The organism is Caulobacter sp. UC70_42 (assembly GCF_044056025.1).
Classification (GTDB): domain Bacteria; phylum Pseudomonadota; class Alphaproteobacteria; order Caulobacterales; family Caulobacteraceae; genus Caulobacter.
In genome coordinates this window covers 5,153,001-5,168,914 of record NZ_CP171994.1, presented here as the reverse complement: position 1 = coordinate 5,168,914, position 15,914 = coordinate 5,153,001, and the positions used below count along the sequence as shown (strand labels likewise).

Here is a 15,914-nt window from a genome sequence, read left to right as displayed (position 1 = left end):
CAGTATCGGTCGGGCCTTGGTGGATGTTGCGTAGCGTATTGAAGCGTCTGTCGCGTGCGGCGATCGTAGCGGGACTGGCCTGGTCGGCTGGTGTCGGCGCGGCCCACGCGGCGCCGGCGATGTGGGAAGTCCGCGACAGGGACTCGGTCGTCTATCTCTTCGGCTCGATGCACGTCCTGGGCCCGAACGTGCGCTGGCGGACCCGGGCCTTCGACCAGGCCTACGCCGCCGCCGACCGGGTGTGGTTCGAGACGCGGGCCGATGTCGGCCCCGACCGGATCAAGGCTCTGGTCGACCGTTACGGAGTCGATCCCGACCGCTCCCTGACGCAGAAGCTCTCGCCGACGGCCCTGGCCACCCTGCGTCCAGTCTTGGATCGGGACGGCGTGCCGCTGGAGCGCGTCGAGCGCCTGCGGCCCTGGGCGGCGGCGATGATGCTGTCGGTGGCCCCGATGACCCAGGCCGGCGCCAGCGTCGCCAGCGGCGTCGATGTCGCCACCACCCAGCGCGCGCGGATCGCGGACAAGCCGATCGAAACCTTCGAGACGCTGGAACAGCAGCTGCGCATCTTCGCCGACCTGCCCGAGCAGGCCGAGCTGACCTATCTGGACGACGTCGCCCGCGAGCAGCTGTCGCCGCCGCGCGGCGGCGTGGACCTGGAGCGCGCCTGGCTGAAAGGCGACATCGTCCGCCTGGGCTCGGCCCTGGTCGCCCCCATGAAGGCCGACCGGCCGGCGCTCTATCAGGCCCTGCTGCTGCGGCGGAACCTGGCCTGGGCCGACCGGCTGGACGCGGCGATGCGCCTCGGACGGGGGACCGATCTCGTGGTCGTCGGCGCCTTGCACATGGCCGGAAGCGAAGGGTTGCCGGCCTTGATGAAGGCGCGCGGCTACGCCGTCCGGAGGCTGCAGTGAACCTGTCGCAGCTCCGCCGCGCGGCAACGCGCCGCACCACATCTAGTGGACACTTGGTGCGGTTACACAAATTCTAGTCCTCGTTCTCGCGGCGGCGACTCACCGAGTCGGCGGGCGGCGAGAGCGGTTAAATCTACACGGAGGCCGTCTTGGCCCGTATCGCACACGATCCGTTCCTGATCCTGCAAGGCCGCGTCGAGGCCTGGGAGCGGTGCGCGCGCATCCCCGGCTGCGACAAGGCCGTCTGGCGCCAGGACGCCAAGGGCCGGGTGATCCGCTGGGCCGACTTCGGCGATCGTTTCTCGCGCTACGGCTGGGAAGTGGTCAGCCGCCCGCGTCCAGGCGTGCTGGGCCGCGCCCTGTCGGTCAAGCGCCAGGAAGCCATCCACTGGCGCGGCCTGACCCGCGACGCGGCGCCGGCCGACCCGTTCCTTGACCGAAAGGCGGCCTGAGGCCCTTCGGAAACATCAAGCTTCTCCGTCATTTAGTCGTGCCTACGCGACAAAATGACAACCATCCTTGACATGAATATGCTCTGATGTGACAAGTTAGCTTGTCAAATTGAGAGGGGTGCTTGTCATGGATGACGATCTGAAGCCCAAGCGAATTCAATGGACTCTGTTTTTCGCCGGCGCGGCGGCGCTGGCGGCTGTTCCGTTCTGGCTGGCGTTCGCTCGGCCGTTCGGCGGGACGGCTATGCTGGTCGCGATGTTCGTCTGGCTGCTGGCCTATATGGCCTATGTCTATATCGGCTCGTCGCGACTGAAGGCCGGCCGGATCGGTCCGGTCATGAAGCGCTATCGCCGCCGCCTGGCCGTGGCGATGATGGCCTACTTCCTGTTCCTGATCGGCTCGTTGAGCTTGCTCCGCGGTGGCGAGATCACCGGGCCGCTGCTTTGGATCGTGGCCGCCGCGCCGGCGATCCCGATCCTGGGCGTGCTGGTCGTTATGGGCCTCTATCTGAAGGAAGAGCCCGACGAGTTCGAGCGCATGATCCACGTCGAGGCGATGCTATGGGGCCTGGGCGCGGTCCTGGGCGTCAGCACTGTCTGGGGCTTCCTGAGCAACGCCGGCGTCGTTCCCTCGCCGCCGCTGTTCCTGGTCTTCCCGCTGTTCTGCCTGGCCTGGGGCTTCAGCCAGCCCATCATCCGGAGGCGGTACCAATGAAGAACCGCCTGAAGGTCCTCCGCGCCGAGCGCGACTGGAGCCAGGCCGACCTCGCCGAAAAGCTCCAGGTCTCCCGCCAGACCATCAATGCCCTGGAGACGGGCAAGTACGATCCCAGCCTGCCGCTGGCCTTCAAGATCGCTCGCCTGTTCGAGCAGCCGATCGAGGCGATCTTCCAGGACGAGGCCTGAGCCGCGGCCCTCAGGCCGGCTCGCTTCCACCGACCTTCTTTCCAACCGCGTCCGGCGCCGAGCGCCGGAGTCTTCCGCGCGCCCCTATCCAAGGAGAAAAATCATGTGCATGCCCATGCCGCGCTTCCGCTTCTTCATCATGGTGATGGCGATCCTCGCCGCCTGCGGCGTCTTCGGCCGCGCCCACGCCGCGGACCGGATCACGGTCACGGTGACGGGCAAGGGTCCCGACGTCGTCCTGATCCCCGGCCTGGCCTCGTCCGGCGCGGTCTGGGACGAGACCGTCAAGCAACTGGCGCCGACCCATCGCGTCCACGTCGTTCAAGTCGCGGGCTTCGCCGGCGCGCCGGTGGCCGGCAACGCCGAGGGGCCGGTCGTCGCGCCCCTGGTCGAGGCCGTCGACGCCTACATCAAGGCCAATCATCTGAAGTCGCCCGTCGTGGTCGGCCACTCGATGGGCGGCTTCACCGGCCTGCTTCTGGCCGGCCGTCACCCCGAGGATGTCAGCCGCCTGCTGATCGTCGACAGCCTGCCGTTCTTTTCGTCGCTGTTCTCGCCGGCCGCCACGGCCGAGAGCATGAAGCCCCAGGCGGCCGCCATGCGCGACGCCACCATCGCCATGAGCGCCGACGCCTTCGCCAGCCAGCAGGCGATGACCCTGCCGCGCATGGTCAAGTCGCCGGACGGCCAGAAGGCCGCCCTGGCCTGGTCGGTCGCCTCGTCGCAATCGGTCGTGGCTCGCGCCCTGTACGATCTGCTGACCACCGACGCCCGCGCCGACCTGCCGGCGATCAAGACCCCGACCACGCTGCTCTATCCCTATGATCCGGCCATGGGCGCGCCCACGGCGATGATCGACAAGACCTATGCCGACGCCTACGCCGGCCTGCCGGGCGTGACGCTGAAGCGCATCGACGACAGCCGCCACTTCATCATGTTCGACCAGCCCAAGGCCTTCGCCGACGCGGTCGAGACCTTCTTGAAGTAGGGGGCGGCGCAGTCCAAGCATGGGGCCAACGCATCAGCGGGGGTCCCATGCTTCGTAATCTTCGTCGCCTCGCGGCCGGTCTGGCCTCGGTCCTCGCGTTCGGCTTCGCGGGGACCGCCCTGGCCGAGCCGGCGCTGTGGAAGATCCACGACGCGGACTCCACCATCTATCTGTTCGGCACGATCCATGTGCTCAAGCCCAGCACGGTCTGGCGCTCGCCCAGGATCGACAAGGCCCTGAAGGACAGCGGCGACCTGACCCTGGAGATCGTCGGCGCCGACGATCCCGCGGTGATGCAGCCGCTGGTGCTGAAATACGGCCTGGATCCGAACCAGCCGCTGTCGGGCAAGATCGACGCGGCCGCTTTCCAGAAGGCCTCGACCCTGGCCCAGGTCGGCGGCGTGCCGCCCCAGCTGTTGAACGCCATGCGGCCCTGGCTGGCGGCGGTGCAGCTGTCGCTGATCCCGGTGGTCAAGGCCGGCTACGATCCCAAGAGCGGCGTCGAGCCGATCCTGGCGGCCGAGGTCAAGGCCGCGGGCAAGCCGGAAAGCGCCTTCGAGACGCCGGAGCAGCAGATCCGCTTTTTCGCCGACCTGCCGGTCAAGACCGAGGTGGAGTTCCTGAGCTCGACCCTCGACGAGGCCGATGAGGGCGTGGACAAGATCGACAAGATGGTCGCCGCCTGGGCCGCCGGCGACATCGCGGCGCTGGAAACCGAATTCGTCACCGAGATGAAGGGCCAGTACCCCGAGCTCTACGACCTGCTGATCACCAAGCGGAACCAGAACTGGGCGGGGCAACTGAAGACCAAGCTGGCGGGCAAGGGCGTCAGCTTCGTGGCCGTCGGTTCCGGACACCTGGTGGGGCCAGACAGCGTCCAGGTCCAACTGGCCAAGCTGGGCGTCAAGGCGGAGCGGGTAGAGTAGGGGACCTTGGAGCGGGCGGGGGGAATCGAACCCCCGACATTCAGCTTGGGAAGCTGACGTTCTACCTCTGAACTACGCCCGCCAAAGGGACGCTCCGTTTAGCCTGGGATGTCCGCCTACTCAAGTCGCCTTCGCGAGGGGCCTTCTGGGGTCGCATTGGTCAAGGTGACCAAATTGCGCCGCATGGTTCGTCTCCTTATCCGCGGCGACACGGATGGGAGTCGATCGGCGCGTGGTAGTCCTGACGGAAATCTCTCTTAGAGCCGAGTCTGGCCGAAACCCGCCGCGCATGGCGTTCGGCGAGGTGACGATCGATGTCGAAAGCCGCCGCGTGCGCGGGCCGACCGGCGCCAGCAGCCTGGAGCCCCGGGTTTTCGATCTGTTGCGGGCCTTGGTCGAACGACCGGGCCTGACCGCCTCGCGCGATCACCTGATCGAGACGGTGTGGGGCGACGACGACGGCTCCGACGAGGCGCTGAGCCAGGCGGTGGTCAAGCTGCGCCGGGCTTTGGGCGACGACGCCCGGGCCCCGCGATTCATCGAGACGGTGGCTGGGCTGGGCTATCGCTGGATCTTCGAGGAGCCGCCAGAACGTCCGCGCCCGCCCGTCCCGCGCTGGTCGAGGGGGCCAGCCTGGGTGGTCGGCGGCGCGGCTCTGGCGGTGATGGTCGGCGGCTTGGGCGGGGTCGGCGTCTATGCTTGGGCGCGGGCGGAAGAGGCCGACCGCGTCGAGATTCGCAAGACCCGCGCGCAGCGCACGGCCGACGGCTGCCTCAAACAGGAGCGGCCCGGGCCCTCGTCGCCCGGCTGCGAACCGCCGCCGGTCCCGCGTGAATTCGTCAAGCGATAGACGTGAAAAAGGCGGGCGCCGCGGCGCCCGCCTTCCTCGTCCCACCTTGGCCTATCAGGCCTTGATGAAGGCCAGCAGATCGGGATTGATCACGTCGGCGTGGGTCGTGGCCATGCCGTGCGGGAAGCCAGGATAGGTCTTCAGCGTGCCGTGCTTGAGCAGCTTGATGCCCAGACGGGCGCTGTCGTCGATCGGGACGATCTGGTCGTCCTCGCCGTGCATCAGCAGCACGGGCACGTCGACCTTCTTCATGTCCTCGGTGAAGTCGGTTTCCGAGAAAGCCTTGATGCAGTCGTAGTGGGCCTTGGTTCCGCCCATCATGCCCTGGCGCCACCAGTTGTCGACCGTGGCCGGCGACACCTCGGCCCCAGGGCGGTTGAAGCCATAGAAGGGGCCCGCTGCCACATCGTGGAAGAACTGGGCGCGGTTGGCGAGCTGGGCGGCGCGGAAGCCGTCGAACACCTCGATCGGCAAGCCGCCCGGATTGGCGGGCGTCTTCAGCATGATCGGCGGCACCGCGCCGATCAGCACGGCCTTGGCCACGCGGCCGGGCTTGGCGCGGGCGACATAGTGGATCACCTCGCCGCCGCCGGTCGAATGACCGACATGGACGGCGTTCTTCAGGTCCAGGTGGTCGGTCAGGGCGATGACGTCGGCGGCGTAGGTGTCCATCTCGTTGCCGGTGTCGGTCTGGGTCGACCGGCCGTGACCGCGGCGGTCATGGGCGATGACGCGATAGCCCTGCAGGCAGGAAGAACATCATCTGGGCGTCCCAGTCGTCGGCGCTCAGCGGCCAGCCGTGGTGGAACACGATCGGCTGGGCGGTCTTGGGACCCCAGTCCTTGTAGAAGATCTGCGTGCCGTCCTTGGTGGTGACGAAACCGCTGCTCATGTTCGAAGCTCCTGGAGCGGCCGTCGCGACGGCCGGGTTGGCGAGGGTGGGGACGGCCGCGAGCGCGCCCAGGGCGAGTCCGCCAGCGAGCACGCCGCGACGCGAGGTTTCGATCGGGTCGTTGGCCGGTTCGTTGGCGTCCATGGTCGTGCCCCTCGTGTGGAGGCGCCCGCCTGCGGCGGCGCGCCGTCGTTCTGCGAGACGGACAGTGGCCCAGGGGGGCGGGGCGGGATTGGACGGCCTGGACGCGGTTTGAATGTTCGTGAGGCTTGTCGGTCAAAGCGCGCGAGGACCTTGAATGCAAAACGCCGCCCGGGCGGACCGGGCGGCGTTCGAAAGCGTCTGGACTGGGAGCGCTTAGTTGCCTTGCGGCGGCGGGCCTTCCGGCGGCGGGCCGGGAGGCGGACCGCCTTCCTGGGCGCGGCGGGCGCGCATCTTTTCGAAGGCGGCCTTCAGCTCGTCCAGCGTGACCTTGCCGTCGTTGTTGGCGTCGATCATGGCGAAACGGTCGGCCGGACGCCCCGTGGCGTCCCATTCGGCCTTGTCGACCGCGCCGTCGCCATTGGAGTCCCAGCGCTTGAAGATGTCTTCCGGCGCCGGCATGCGGCCGGGCGGCGGGCCTTCCTGAGCCAGGGCGGCGCCGCCGGCCAGGGTGGTGAGCGAAGCAAGCGCGACGAGCAGCGTACGGCGCATGATGGGTTTCCTTCCCCGAGAGATGTCCCTGACCGAGGTGGATGAGCCGCGATTGTTGCCGGCTTATTGCGGGATTACGGCGGGAAGGGGCGCGGCTGAACGCGAAACGCCGCCCGGTCTCGCGACCGGACGGCGTCCGCTATCCCTTCACGCACACCACCTGGCGCAGGGTGTGCACGATGTCGACCAGGTCGGCCTGGGCGGCCATCACCGCGTCGATGTCCTTATAGGCCATCGGCGTTTCGTCGATCACGTCGGCGTCCTTCCGGCACTCGACGCCGGCGGTGGCCGCCACGTGGTCGGCGAGGGTGAAGCGCCGCTTGGCTTCGTTCCGGCTCATCGCCCGTCCCGCCCCGTGCGAGCAGGTGCAGAACGAGTCCGGGTTACCCCGGCCGCGCACGATGAACGACTTGGCGCCCATCGAGCCCGGGATGATGCCCAGCTCTCCGTCCTTGGCCGACACCGCGCCCTTGCGGGTCAGGTAGACGTCCTTGCCGAAGTGCTTTTCCCGCGACACGTAGTTGTGGTGGCAGTTCACCGCATGCTCGGTCACGGTCAGGTCCGGGAACGTCTTCCTCAGCACGGTCAGGACCTGGTCCATCATCACCTCACGGTTGGCCAGGGCGTACTTCTGCGCCCAGGCCACGGCCCGGACGTAGTCGTTGAAGCCCTCGCTGCCTTCGGCGAAGTAGGCCAGGTCCTCGTCCGGCAGGTTGATGAACCACCGGCGCATCTCGTGCTTGGCCCGCTCGATGAAGTAGGTCCCGAACCGGTTGCCGACGCCGCGCGAGCCCGAGTGCAGCATCACCCAGACGTCGCCGGCCTCGTCGACGCACAGTTCGACGAAGTGGTTGCCGGTGCCCAGCGTGCCCAGGTGGCCGTAGCCGCGCGGGTGGCCCGCCTTCGGGTTGCGCGCGACGATGTCGTCGTAGCCGTCCTTCAGAGCGGCCCACTTCTCGGCCGCGATGGCCGGCGGCTCGACCTGCCAGGCGCCCTTGTCGTTGCGCCCGCCATTGTCGGTCCGGCCGTGCGGCACGGCGGCCTCGATATCCGACCGGACGCCGAACAGGTTGTCCGGCAGGTGCTCGGCCCGGATCGAGGTGCGCACCGCCATCATGCCGCAGCCGATGTCGACGCCCACCGCCGCCGGGATGATCGCCTTGTAGGTCGGGATCACCGAGCCAACGGTCGCGCCCATCCCCCAGTGCACGTCGGGCATCACCGCCACGTGCTTGTGGATGAACGGCAGGCTGGCGACGTTGCGCAGCTGCTTGAGGGCGGAGTCCTCGATCGGAACCCCTTGGGTCCACGCCTTGATCGGCGCGCCGTCACTTTCGATATGCGTGAAGCCGCTCATCGGCTTCTCTCCTCTTGCTCCCCCTCCTGGCGGCGGGCCGGCAAGTGTTTCCGCACAAACGAAAAAACCCCTCCGGCTGACGGCCAGGAGGGGCTTTTTCGGACTTCCCGAGTTCAGTCGAACCCTAGGCCGTGATCCCCTCCAACGCGCGCGTGTTCGCGTACTCGACCTGGCGATCGAGCATGGTGAACAGTTGCGAATTGACTGGGGCTTTGTGCGCCATGGTCCTCATCCTTCGGGAGGCGGGCGATTACAGCGTTCGTCGGACCAGGGCTAGTGGGAGTGACGCGGAAGTTGAGCCGGTGTGGCCGAACGGGCACAGACGCAATCCTTCAGCACGCCGGAGGATATCCGCTTCAGTGCTTCCCGCGATCGCGCCCGAAGTTCGGTTCGGCGCTTTCCTGGCCGGCCGCCACGATACCTCTCCGGATCGCCCGCGTCCGTGTGAAGTGGGCGTGGAGGGTGTCGGCGTCGCCCCAGCGGATGGCGCGGCTCATGGCCTGCAGGTCCTCGGTGAAGCGGCCCAGCATTTCCAGCACCGCGTCCTTGTTGGCCACGAAGATGTCGCGCCACATGGTCGGGTCGCTGGCGGCGATGCGGGTGAAGTCGCGGAAGCCCGAAGCCGAGTACTTGATGACCTCGTTCTCGGTGACGTTCTCGAGATCCGCCGCGCTGCCGACGATCGTATAGGCGATCAGGTGAGGCAGGTGGGAGACGACGGCCAGCACCAGGTCGTGATGCTTTTCCTCCATCAGCTCGACCTGGGCCCCGAAGGCGCGCCAGAAGGCCGACAGCTTGGCGACGGCGGCGGCATAGTGCTCGTCGTCGCTGTCGCAGGGGGTCAGGATCGTCCAGCGGTTCTCGAACAGCTCGGCGAAGCCCGAGTCGGGCCCTGACTGCTCGGTGCCGGCGATCGGGTGGCCGGGGATGGCGTAAATCTTCGAGATGTCCTGGGCGCGAAAGGCCTCGGCGACATTGGCCTTGGTCGAGCCGACGTCGGTGAGGGTCGCCCCGGCCTTCATGGCCGGGATGACGACGGCCGCCAGTCCGGGGATCGACAGCACCGGCGTGGCGATGACCACCAGATCGGCGTCCTTGACCGCTTCGGCGATGTCGCCGGTGACGTGCTCGGCGATGCCCAGTTCGACGACGCGGGCGCGGTTGGCCTCGCTGGAGTCGACCACGGTGACCTCGCCGACGACGCCGTGCTGGCGCGCCGCGCGGATCACCGAGCCGCCGATCAGGCCGCAGCCGATGACGGTGAGCTTGGGATAGAGAAGACCGGGATTGGACATCTAGCGCGCCATGAACTCACTCAGCAGGTCGACGACCGCCCGGTTCTGCTCCTCCAGGCCGATGGTGATCCGGATCGCGTTCGGCAGGCCGTAGTTGGCCACGGCGCGGACCAGATAGCCCTTCGACGCCAGGAAGGCCTCGGCCTCGAGCGCGGTCTTGCCGGGCGTGGTCGGGAAGGTCGCCAGGACGAAGTTGGCCGCCGACGGCGTCACCTCCAGGCCCAGGCCGCCCAGCTGCTGGGCCAGCCACGGTCGCCATTGCTCGACCAGCGCCAGCGAGCGGGCCTGGAAGTCGTCGTCGAACAGGGCCGCCACGGCCGCTTCCTGGCCGGGGATCGAGGTGTTGAACGGCGGGCGGATGCGCTCGATAGGCTCGATGATGTGGGGCGGCGCATAGCCCCAGCCCACGCGCAAGGCGGCAAGGCCGTGCAGCTTCGAGAAGGTCCGGGTGACGATGACGTTCTCGGCGGTCCGGGCCAGGTCGAGGCCGTCCTCGAAGCGCGGATCGCTGCAGAACTCCCGAATAGGCGCCGTCCAGCACCAGGATCACAGACGGCGGCAGGGCCGCGTGCAGGGCGCGGATCTCCTCGCCCGTCAGCCAGGTGCCGGTCGGGTTGGCGGGGTTGGCGATGAACACCAGACGCGTGCGCTCGTCGACGCATTTCACCGTCTCGTCGATGTCGATGCGGTGGTTAATCTCCTTGGCCATTCGCACCTGCGCCTGGCAGGCGCGGGCCCCGATGGCGTAGGCGGCGAAGCCGTGCTCGCCCTGGACGATGTTGTCGCCGGGCTCCAGATAGACTTGGCACAGCAGGGCGAAGATCTCGTCGCTGCCGTCGCCGAAGGTCAGGCGCTCGGGTTCCAGCTTGAAGCGCTCGGCCACGGCGGCGCGCAGGATATTGGCCTTGCCGTCCGGATAGACGTGCATCCGGTCGACCGCGTCACGATAGGCCTGCTTGGCCTTGTCGCTGCTGCCCAGGATGTTCTCGTTGCTCGACAGCTTCACCGGATGGGCGACGCCCTCGATCTTCGACTTGCCGCCGACATAGGCGTGGATGTCCATGATCCCGGGCTTGGGAACGGGACGGGGCGCGGCGAAGCGATCGGTGGGAGCGGCGGTCATCGGACTACTCAGCTGACGGACGTCTGGTTTGCAGACGGCCGCTTCTTTACACGTCGAACTGCTCGGGTGCAGCCCCGATGACGCCCGTAAGTTGGCCCGGCGCGCGGGCCAGGCGCTCGTCATCGGTCTGGAAGAAGCCCGACAGCGAGAACAGCTTCAGACCGCCGGCCTCGGCGACCTGCTCGGCGGCGACGCCGTCCTGGCTGAGCGCGTCGACGATGGCGGCCGTGCTCTTGGCCGAGTCGGTCACCCAGAAGGTCTGGTCGTGGCCGGTGGGCTCGACCTCGACCTCGGCCACGGCCAGGGCGGCTTGCGGTCCCCAGGTCGCCAGGCAGGGCAGGGCGGCGAACACCTTCAGCTTCGGCTCGGCCAGCAGGCGGCCCCACCAGGGCGTGTCGGCGGCCAGCGGCAGGACGGCGACGCCCCACGGGGCGCGGGCCACGGCCAGGGCGTCCTGGGCGGTGGCGACGATCGACAGGCGCGGCGCGGTCCCGAAGCGCAGGCGGGTCAGTTCGACGGCGCGGGCCTGCTCGCGACCGCCGAACACGGCCAGTTGATAGGGACCCTGGCGCGCCAGGTTGTCGGCCATGATCTCGCGCCAGATGCGGATGACCAGGGCGTTGGAGGCGCCGGTGCGGGGCGCTTCCAGAAGCTTGCGGACGATCTGGGCCTCGCGGCCGGGGCGCAGGCCAAAGCCCGTGTCGCCCGAGGCGCGCTTGGCGGCCGCGACGGCGCTGGCCAGGCCGGCGCGCTCGTCGAGCAGTTTCAACAATTCACCGTCGATGGCGTCCAGCCGCCATCGGACCTCTTCGAGAGACGGTGTGGCGTCCGTCGCGTCGCTGCCCATGTTCTTCCCCGAAATTGGAGGGCGGACCATAGTCTTTGCCGCCGAACACGCAATAGCCGGCCCTGTTGGGGAAGGAAATTGCGTTTCCGGCGATCAGTGCTCGGTCAGTACACCTTCGGGGCTGGGCCCGTATCGATCACACCCAGGTAGGTGCGGCCGCCCTGGAACTTCAGGTCGGCCTCGATGACCGGCTCCTGGCCCGCGGCCTGGGCCACGGCGGCCAGGGCCTGTTCCGGCGTCCTGATCGGTTGGCCGGGGGCGGCGCGTTCCTTGAGCGCGACGCTCAGCGAGCCGGTCACCGCGCCGTCCGGGTCGACCGACAGCACGCCGGACTTGGCCTTGCCTTCCGCGTCGCCGGCCAGCAGCTGGCTCTGTTGAACGCTGATCTGGCCGCCGGCCGCGCTCCAGCGCTTGACGGCCGCCTCCCAGTTGCGGCCGCGCAGGTACGAGACGTGCGACAGGCGGGTCTCCAGGATCATCGAGGCGGTCTTGTCCTGGGCGATGCGGCCCAGCAGACCGGTGAAGGCGGTCTTGGCGCCGTCGGCCTTGAAGAAGATCGCGCCCTGGTCGTCGGGACCGCCGCGGGTGTGCAACTGCATGTTGGCGGCCGAGACCAATTGGAACGGCTTGGTCCCGGGGGCGGGGGTGAAGGTCAGCTGGCGCCCTCGACCGAGATGCGCGGCGGATATTCGGTCACGTGCGAGATGCTGGCGCGCAGGGCCTGGCCGGTGATGGTCACGTCGCCGGCCTCGGGACGGGTCAGCACCACGCCCTGCGGGGCGACCAGCACCCAATGGGTCAGGTCGTAGATCTCGGCCTCGCCCTTGAGCACGGGCGCGCGGACGGCCCAGCCGGTGGGTTCGGCCACGCGGGCGTTCGTCAGGTCGACGTTCATGCGGAACGGAAAGCCCGAGAAGGTGCGGGCGCTCCACGACAGGTCATAGCCGCGCGATTTCAGGTCGGCCGACTGGGCGTCCATTCGCTGCTCGGCCTGACCGCGCAGCCAGAACCAGCCATAGCTCCAGCCGCCCGCGATGACGGCGGCGAGGATGAAAGGCGCGAACAGACGGCTGCGCCGAGCCTTCCGGGGGGCTTTGCGGGACGGGCGGGCGTCGGTATGGGTCATGTATAGGGCGCGTCCAGTCGGGATCGGGAATGGGTTTGGCAGGCGACGGCGAAGATCGCTGGGTGTTCGGATACGGATCGCTCATGTGGCGGCCCGGGTTCCCGTTCATAGACCGAAGAACGGCCGTGCTCCACGGTCGCCGGCGGGCCTTCTGCATCTATTCCGTCCACCATCGCGGCACCTACGAGCGACCGGGCCTGGTGCTGGGCCTGGCGCCCGGCGGCGCGGTGCGCGGCATGGCCTACCGGGTGGCGGCCGGCGAATGGGAAGAGGTCTACGCCTATCTGCGCGAACGCGAGCAGCCGACCGAGACCTATTTCGAGACCTCGCGAGACGTGAAGATCGATGGGAGCGGCAAGGTCTCGGCCCTGGTCTTCCTGTCGGACATGAAGCACGCCCAGTGGGCGGGGGCGCTGACCCTGGAGCAGCAGGCGGCGCTGATCGCCGGGGCCACGGGGCTTTCCGGGCCGAACATCGACTATCTCAGGGATCTCGTCCTGCACCTGCGCGAGAACGGGGTGCGCGACGGGACGATGGAGAAGCTGTTGAAGATGGTCGAGGCGATCGGGCCGTCCTAAACTCCGGAGTCCTCGAGGGCCTTGGTCGCGGTGTCGATCCGGGTCTGCAGCTCGCGCATGAACTCGCCGCGCTTCAGGCCGGCGGGGATGGGTTCGAGATAGTCGAAGACGATCGCGCCGGGCTTGATGACGAAGCCCTTGTTCCAGTGGCCGCCGCAGTTCAGGGCCAGCGGCGTGACCGGCATGTTCAGCTCGCGATACAGCGCGGCGATGCCGGGCTTGTACTCGCCGGGCTGACCGGGGAGGGCCGCGGGTGCCCTCCGGGAAGATGATGATCTGGCGGCTCTCGGTCATGCGCGCGGTGGAGTCGCGGACCAGCTTTTTCAGCGCCGTCGAATGGCCGGCGCGGTCGACCACGATCATACCGGCCTTCATCCCGTGCCAGCCGAACAGCGGCACCATCAGGAGTTCCTTCTTCATCACGAAGCAGGCGTCGGGCAGCAGCGCGAACTGGCTGAAGACATCGAACATCGACTGGTGCTTGGCCGCGACCAGGGCCGGGCCGGTCGGACGCTGACCGCGCACCTCGACCTTGACGTCGGCCAGCCAGCGCAGGGCCCAGATCAAGCCCTTGGCCCAGGCCTTCAGCGACCAGGTGTTGGCGGCGCGGGGCAGCGGGTAGGTCACGATCATGCCCACGGCCCAGACGATGGACCACAGCCAGAAGAACAACTGGAACAGGAACGAACGCAGATAGATCAAGACGCTTCCTTCGCCGCCGAGGCGGCTTTCTCTTTAGGACCCAGCCCCAGGAACGCTTCACGCCCCAGGATCGCCAGGTACTTGCAGTATTCCACGATCATCCGCCGGGCGCTGAGGCCGGTCTTCCACCAGCGATGAGCGTTCAGGTCGGTCTTGACCGGATAGGCATAGAGTTCGACGCGCGGCATGGCGGCCCGCAGCTCCAGCATCGAGCGCGGCATGTGATAGTCGGCGGTGACCACGATGAGGCTGCGATAGCCTTTGGACTTGGCCCACTCGGCCGTCTCGCGGGCGTTGCCGACGGTGTTGGCGGCGGCGAACCCCAGGTCCACGCAGCAGTCATAGATCGGCTTGACCGCCTTGGTCACCGTCAGGACATCGGCGCGGGTGGCTTCGCGGTTCACGCCGGAGATCAGCAGGCGCTGGCCCTTGCCTTCCTCCAGCAGCTTGGTGGCGGCCTCCAGGCGCAGGGTCGAGGCGCCGGTCAGGGCCACGACGCCGTCGGCCACCGGCGGCTCCTTGGCGGGCGTCGACTGGTCCACCCGACCGGTGAAGGCCAGCAGGCCCAGGCCCCAGATCATCAGCGCGATCAGCAGCGCGGCGAGCGTCTTCATGGCGTTTGGATCTTCACGGCATCTCCCCCACGATGCGCGACGCCGCCAGGCGGGCCGAGAGCCCGGCGATCAGGGCCGCGACCACCGGAGCGGGCAGGGCGGCGACCAGATCGATCCAGGCCAAGGGCAGGATCGGCGCAACCCCCGCGCCGCCGCCGAAGTAACGCGCAACGACGCCGATGATGGCCGCGCCCGCGCCGCCCAGCAAGCCCGCCAGCGCGCCCATGGTCGCGAAGCGGTTCTGGAACAGGCTGGCGATGAAGCCCTGCTCGGCCCCGGAGAAGTGCAGCACCTCGATCACGTCGCGTCGGGCGGCGAGGCCGGCGCGGGTGGCGAACGCGATGACGGCGGCCGTGGCTGCGGCGATCAGGGCGAAGACGCCCAGGGCCGCCAGCCGCGCCAGGTCGGCGGCGCGCTCGATATCGGCGATCCAGCGGCTGTGGTCGTCGACCGTGGCGTCGATGCCGGCCGAGCGCAGGGCCTTGTCCAGCACCTGGGCGGTCGGCGGGGCCTTGGGGTCGAGCTCCAGGGTGACGAGGCGCGGGGTCGGCAGGTCGTCGACCAGGGCCTCCTTGCCGATCCACGGCGCGAGCAGGGCCTCGGCCTTTTCGCGCGGCAAGGCCTGGGCCTCGGCCACGCCCCTGACCCCGGCCAGGGTCTCGGCGGCGCGGGCCGCGGCGCTGTCGGGCGTCTCGTTGGCGCGGGCCCGGACCACTACGGTGGCCGAGTTGACCAGTTGCGAGGTCCAGCCGTGGGCGGCGCGGTTGGCGGCCAGGGCGGCGAAGGCGGTCAGGCAAGCCAGGAAGCAAAGCACCGCCACCACGAAGACCAGCGCCCCGTCGCGAGCGTCGCGCGGCGGCAGCAGCGGCCCCGGCTTCCAGCGGGCGACCTGGAAGAACTCGCTCATCGAGGGCCTCCCGCGTCGACCAGCCGGCCATGCTCGAGGTGCAGGGTCGGGCGGCCGGCGCGGGCCACCAGATCCTCGTCGTGAGTAGCGATCAGCACCGTCGTGCCCAGGCGGTTCAGCTCGACGAACAGGCGCAACAGGCGCAGCGACATGGCCGGATCGACATTGCCGGTCGGCTCGTCGGCCAGCAGGACGTCGGGGCGGTCGACCACGGCGCGGGCGATGGCCAGGCGCTGCTTCTCGCCGCCGGACAGGGTGGCGGGAAGCGCATGCATCCGTTCGCCCAGGCCGACCCAGGTCAGCAGTTCGGCGACATCCTCGCGGTAGGTGGCGGGCTTGCGCTTGAGGATGCGCAGGGGCAGGGCGGCGTTGTCGAACACCGACAGGTGCTCCAGCAGGCGAAATTCCTGGAACACCACCCCGATCCGGCGACGCAGGAACGGCAGATCGGCGGTATGGGTAAGGCTGACATCCCGCCCGAAAAGCTCGACGCGACCCCGTGACGCACGGTGCGCCAGATAGATCAGCTTGAGCAGAGAGCTCTTACCCGCGCCCGACGCGCCGGTCAGGAAATGGAATGAGCCCGGCGCCAGGGAAAAGCTGATATCTCTTAGGGTTTCCGGCGCGCGGCCGTAACGCATCGAGACGCCTTCGAACCGGACCACCGGAAGGGCGTCATCGCCCTGTTCTGTGTCGATCCGCAAGGCGCGTCACTTGGGTTTCTGGACATCAGGGTTAAAATCA

The 15,914-nt window shown here is 68.5% G+C and carries 15 protein-coding genes, 1 tRNA gene and 4 pseudogenes; 8 read left to right on the top strand and 12 right to left on the bottom strand.

Annotation, left to right across the window (positions count from 1 at the left end; genetic code table 11):
- The first annotated feature begins 38 nt into the window (after positions 1–38).
- The 6 genes from ACHMW8_RS26045 (at position 39) to ACHMW8_RS26020 (ending at position 4,186) form a co-directional block, all read left to right on the top strand.
- Entirely contained in the window at positions 39–914 is an 876-nt protein-coding gene (locus ACHMW8_RS26045) for a TraB/GumN family protein (RefSeq protein WP_395444245.1), read from the top strand.
- Positions 915–1,063: 149 nt separating this feature from the next.
- Positions 1,064–1,366, top strand: coding sequence for a hypothetical protein (locus ACHMW8_RS26040; protein ID WP_125158658.1), 303 nt, complete (start codon positions 1,064–1,066; stop codon positions 1,364–1,366).
- Between the two features lie 127 nt (positions 1,367–1,493).
- Positions 1,494–2,081, top strand: a complete 588-nt coding sequence (locus tag ACHMW8_RS26035; protein WP_395444244.1) for a hypothetical protein — start codon at positions 1,494–1,496, stop codon at positions 2,079–2,081.
- Complete coding sequence (locus tag ACHMW8_RS26030; protein WP_395444243.1) at positions 2,078–2,272, top strand: helix-turn-helix transcriptional regulator; 195 nt, start codon at positions 2,078–2,080, stop codon at positions 2,270–2,272. The genes ACHMW8_RS26035 and ACHMW8_RS26030 overlap by 4 nt, the downstream gene beginning before the upstream one ends.
- Before the next feature lie 103 nt (positions 2,273–2,375).
- Positions 2,376–3,260, top strand: coding sequence for an alpha/beta fold hydrolase (locus ACHMW8_RS26025; RefSeq protein WP_395444242.1), 885 nt, complete (start codon positions 2,376–2,378; stop codon positions 3,258–3,260).
- A 47-nt stretch (positions 3,261–3,307) separates the two neighbouring features.
- Positions 3,308–4,186 (top strand): TraB/GumN family protein, encoded by an 879-nt coding sequence (locus ACHMW8_RS26020; RefSeq protein ID WP_125158654.1) that lies wholly within the window; start codon positions 3,308–3,310, stop codon positions 4,184–4,186.
- Between the two features lie 7 nt (positions 4,187–4,193).
- On the opposite strand, the gene ACHMW8_RS26015 is transcribed toward ACHMW8_RS26020, so the two are convergent.
- Positions 4,194–4,268, bottom strand: a tRNA-Gly gene (locus ACHMW8_RS26015).
- Between the two features lie 207 nt (positions 4,269–4,475).
- On the opposite strand from ACHMW8_RS26015, the gene ACHMW8_RS26010 reads away from it, so the two are divergent.
- A complete protein-coding gene (locus ACHMW8_RS26010; protein WP_395444241.1) occupies positions 4,476–5,036 on the top strand; it encodes a transcriptional regulator in 561 nt (186 codons plus the stop codon).
- A 54-nt stretch (positions 5,037–5,090) separates the two neighbouring features.
- Here ACHMW8_RS26010 and ACHMW8_RS26005 read toward each other — a convergent pair.
- From ACHMW8_RS26005 to ACHMW8_RS25975, 7 genes and pseudogenes are all read right to left on the bottom strand, one after another.
- Positions 5,091–5,928 (bottom strand): annotated as a pseudogene (locus tag ACHMW8_RS26005) (alpha/beta fold hydrolase).
- A gap of 357 nt (positions 5,929–6,285) precedes the next feature.
- Positions 6,286–6,621, bottom strand: coding sequence for an EF-hand domain-containing protein (locus ACHMW8_RS26000; RefSeq protein WP_125158651.1), 336 nt, complete (start codon positions 6,619–6,621; stop codon positions 6,286–6,288).
- A 139-nt stretch (positions 6,622–6,760) separates the two neighbouring features.
- Positions 6,761–7,978 (bottom strand): RtcB family protein, encoded by a 1,218-nt coding sequence (locus tag ACHMW8_RS25995; protein ID WP_395444240.1) that lies wholly within the window; start codon positions 7,976–7,978, stop codon positions 6,761–6,763.
- A gap of 356 nt (positions 7,979–8,334) precedes the next feature.
- The gene (locus tag ACHMW8_RS25990) at positions 8,335–9,273 is read right to left on the bottom strand and encodes a prephenate/arogenate dehydrogenase family protein (protein ID WP_395444239.1); all 939 of its coding nucleotides are present in this window, start codon (positions 9,271–9,273) and stop codon (positions 8,335–8,337) included.
- Positions 9,274–10,396, bottom strand: a pseudogene (gene hisC, locus ACHMW8_RS25985) (histidinol-phosphate transaminase).
- A gap of 46 nt (positions 10,397–10,442) precedes the next feature.
- Positions 10,443–11,243 (bottom strand): chorismate mutase, encoded by an 801-nt coding sequence (locus ACHMW8_RS25980; protein WP_395444238.1) that lies wholly within the window; start codon positions 11,241–11,243, stop codon positions 10,443–10,445.
- A 104-nt stretch (positions 11,244–11,347) separates the two neighbouring features.
- Positions 11,348–12,369 (bottom strand): annotated as a pseudogene (locus ACHMW8_RS25975) (DUF2125 domain-containing protein).
- A gap of 29 nt (positions 12,370–12,398) precedes the next feature.
- Here ACHMW8_RS25975 and ACHMW8_RS25970 point away from each other — a divergent pair.
- Positions 12,399–12,947, top strand: coding sequence for a gamma-glutamylcyclotransferase (locus tag ACHMW8_RS25970; RefSeq protein ID WP_395444237.1), 549 nt, complete (start codon positions 12,399–12,401; stop codon positions 12,945–12,947).
- Here ACHMW8_RS25970 and ACHMW8_RS25965 read toward each other — a convergent pair.
- The 4 genes and pseudogenes from ACHMW8_RS25965 to ftsE all read right to left on the bottom strand — a co-directional run bounded on the left by ACHMW8_RS25965 (position 12,944) and on the right by ftsE (position 15,874).
- Positions 12,944–13,649, bottom strand: a pseudogene (locus ACHMW8_RS25965) (lysophospholipid acyltransferase family protein). The gene ACHMW8_RS25970 and the pseudogene ACHMW8_RS25965 sit on opposite strands and share 4 nt — an antisense overlap.
- The gene (locus ACHMW8_RS25960) at positions 13,646–14,263 is read right to left on the bottom strand and encodes a YdcF family protein (RefSeq protein ID WP_125158643.1); all 618 of its coding nucleotides are present in this window, start codon (positions 14,261–14,263) and stop codon (positions 13,646–13,648) included. Before ACHMW8_RS25960 ends, ACHMW8_RS25965 begins: the two are co-directional and overlap by 4 nt.
- 13 nt (positions 14,264–14,276) lie before the next feature.
- Complete coding sequence (locus tag ACHMW8_RS25955) at positions 14,277–15,170, bottom strand: ABC transporter permease (RefSeq protein ID WP_125158642.1); 894 nt, start codon at positions 15,168–15,170, stop codon at positions 14,277–14,279.
- A complete protein-coding gene (ftsE, locus tag ACHMW8_RS25950) occupies positions 15,167–15,874 on the bottom strand; it encodes a cell division ATP-binding protein FtsE (protein WP_199743548.1) in 708 nt (235 codons plus the stop codon). Before ftsE ends, ACHMW8_RS25955 begins: the two co-directional genes overlap by 4 nt.
- Between the last annotated feature and the right edge of the window lie 40 nt (positions 15,875–15,914).

Coding starts and splice junctions, on each gene's coding strand:
- ACHMW8_RS26035 (WP_395444244.1), top strand. CDS start 1,494: ATGGATGACGATCTGAAGCCCAAGCGAATTCAATGGACTCTGTTTTTC.
- ACHMW8_RS26030 (WP_395444243.1), top strand. CDS start 2,078: ATGAAGAACCGCCTGAAGGTCCTCCGCGCCGAGCGCGACTGGAGCCAG.
- ACHMW8_RS26025 (WP_395444242.1), top strand. CDS start 2,376: ATGTGCATGCCCATGCCGCGCTTCCGCTTCTTCATCATGGTGATGGCG.
- ACHMW8_RS26020 (WP_125158654.1), top strand. CDS start 3,308: ATGCTTCGTAATCTTCGTCGCCTCGCGGCCGGTCTGGCCTCGGTCCTC.
- ACHMW8_RS26010 (WP_395444241.1), top strand. CDS start 4,476: ATGGCGTTCGGCGAGGTGACGATCGATGTCGAAAGCCGCCGCGTGCGC.
- ACHMW8_RS26000 (WP_125158651.1), bottom strand. CDS start 6,621: ATGCGCCGTACGCTGCTCGTCGCGCTTGCTTCGCTCACCACCCTGGCC.
- ACHMW8_RS25995 (WP_395444240.1), bottom strand. CDS start 7,978: ATGAGCGGCTTCACGCATATCGAAAGTGACGGCGCGCCGATCAAGGCG.
- ACHMW8_RS25990 (WP_395444239.1), bottom strand. CDS start 9,273: ATGTCCAATCCCGGTCTTCTCTATCCCAAGCTCACCGTCATCGGCTGC.
- ACHMW8_RS25980 (WP_395444238.1), bottom strand. CDS start 11,243: ATGGGCAGCGACGCGACGGACGCCACACCGTCTCTCGAAGAGGTCCGA.
- ACHMW8_RS25970 (WP_395444237.1), top strand. CDS start 12,399: ATGGGTTTGGCAGGCGACGGCGAAGATCGCTGGGTGTTCGGATACGGA.
- ACHMW8_RS25960 (WP_125158643.1), bottom strand. CDS start 14,263: ATGAAGACGCTCGCCGCGCTGCTGATCGCGCTGATGATCTGGGGCCTG.
- ACHMW8_RS25955 (WP_125158642.1), bottom strand. CDS start 15,170: ATGAGCGAGTTCTTCCAGGTCGCCCGCTGGAAGCCGGGGCCGCTGCTG.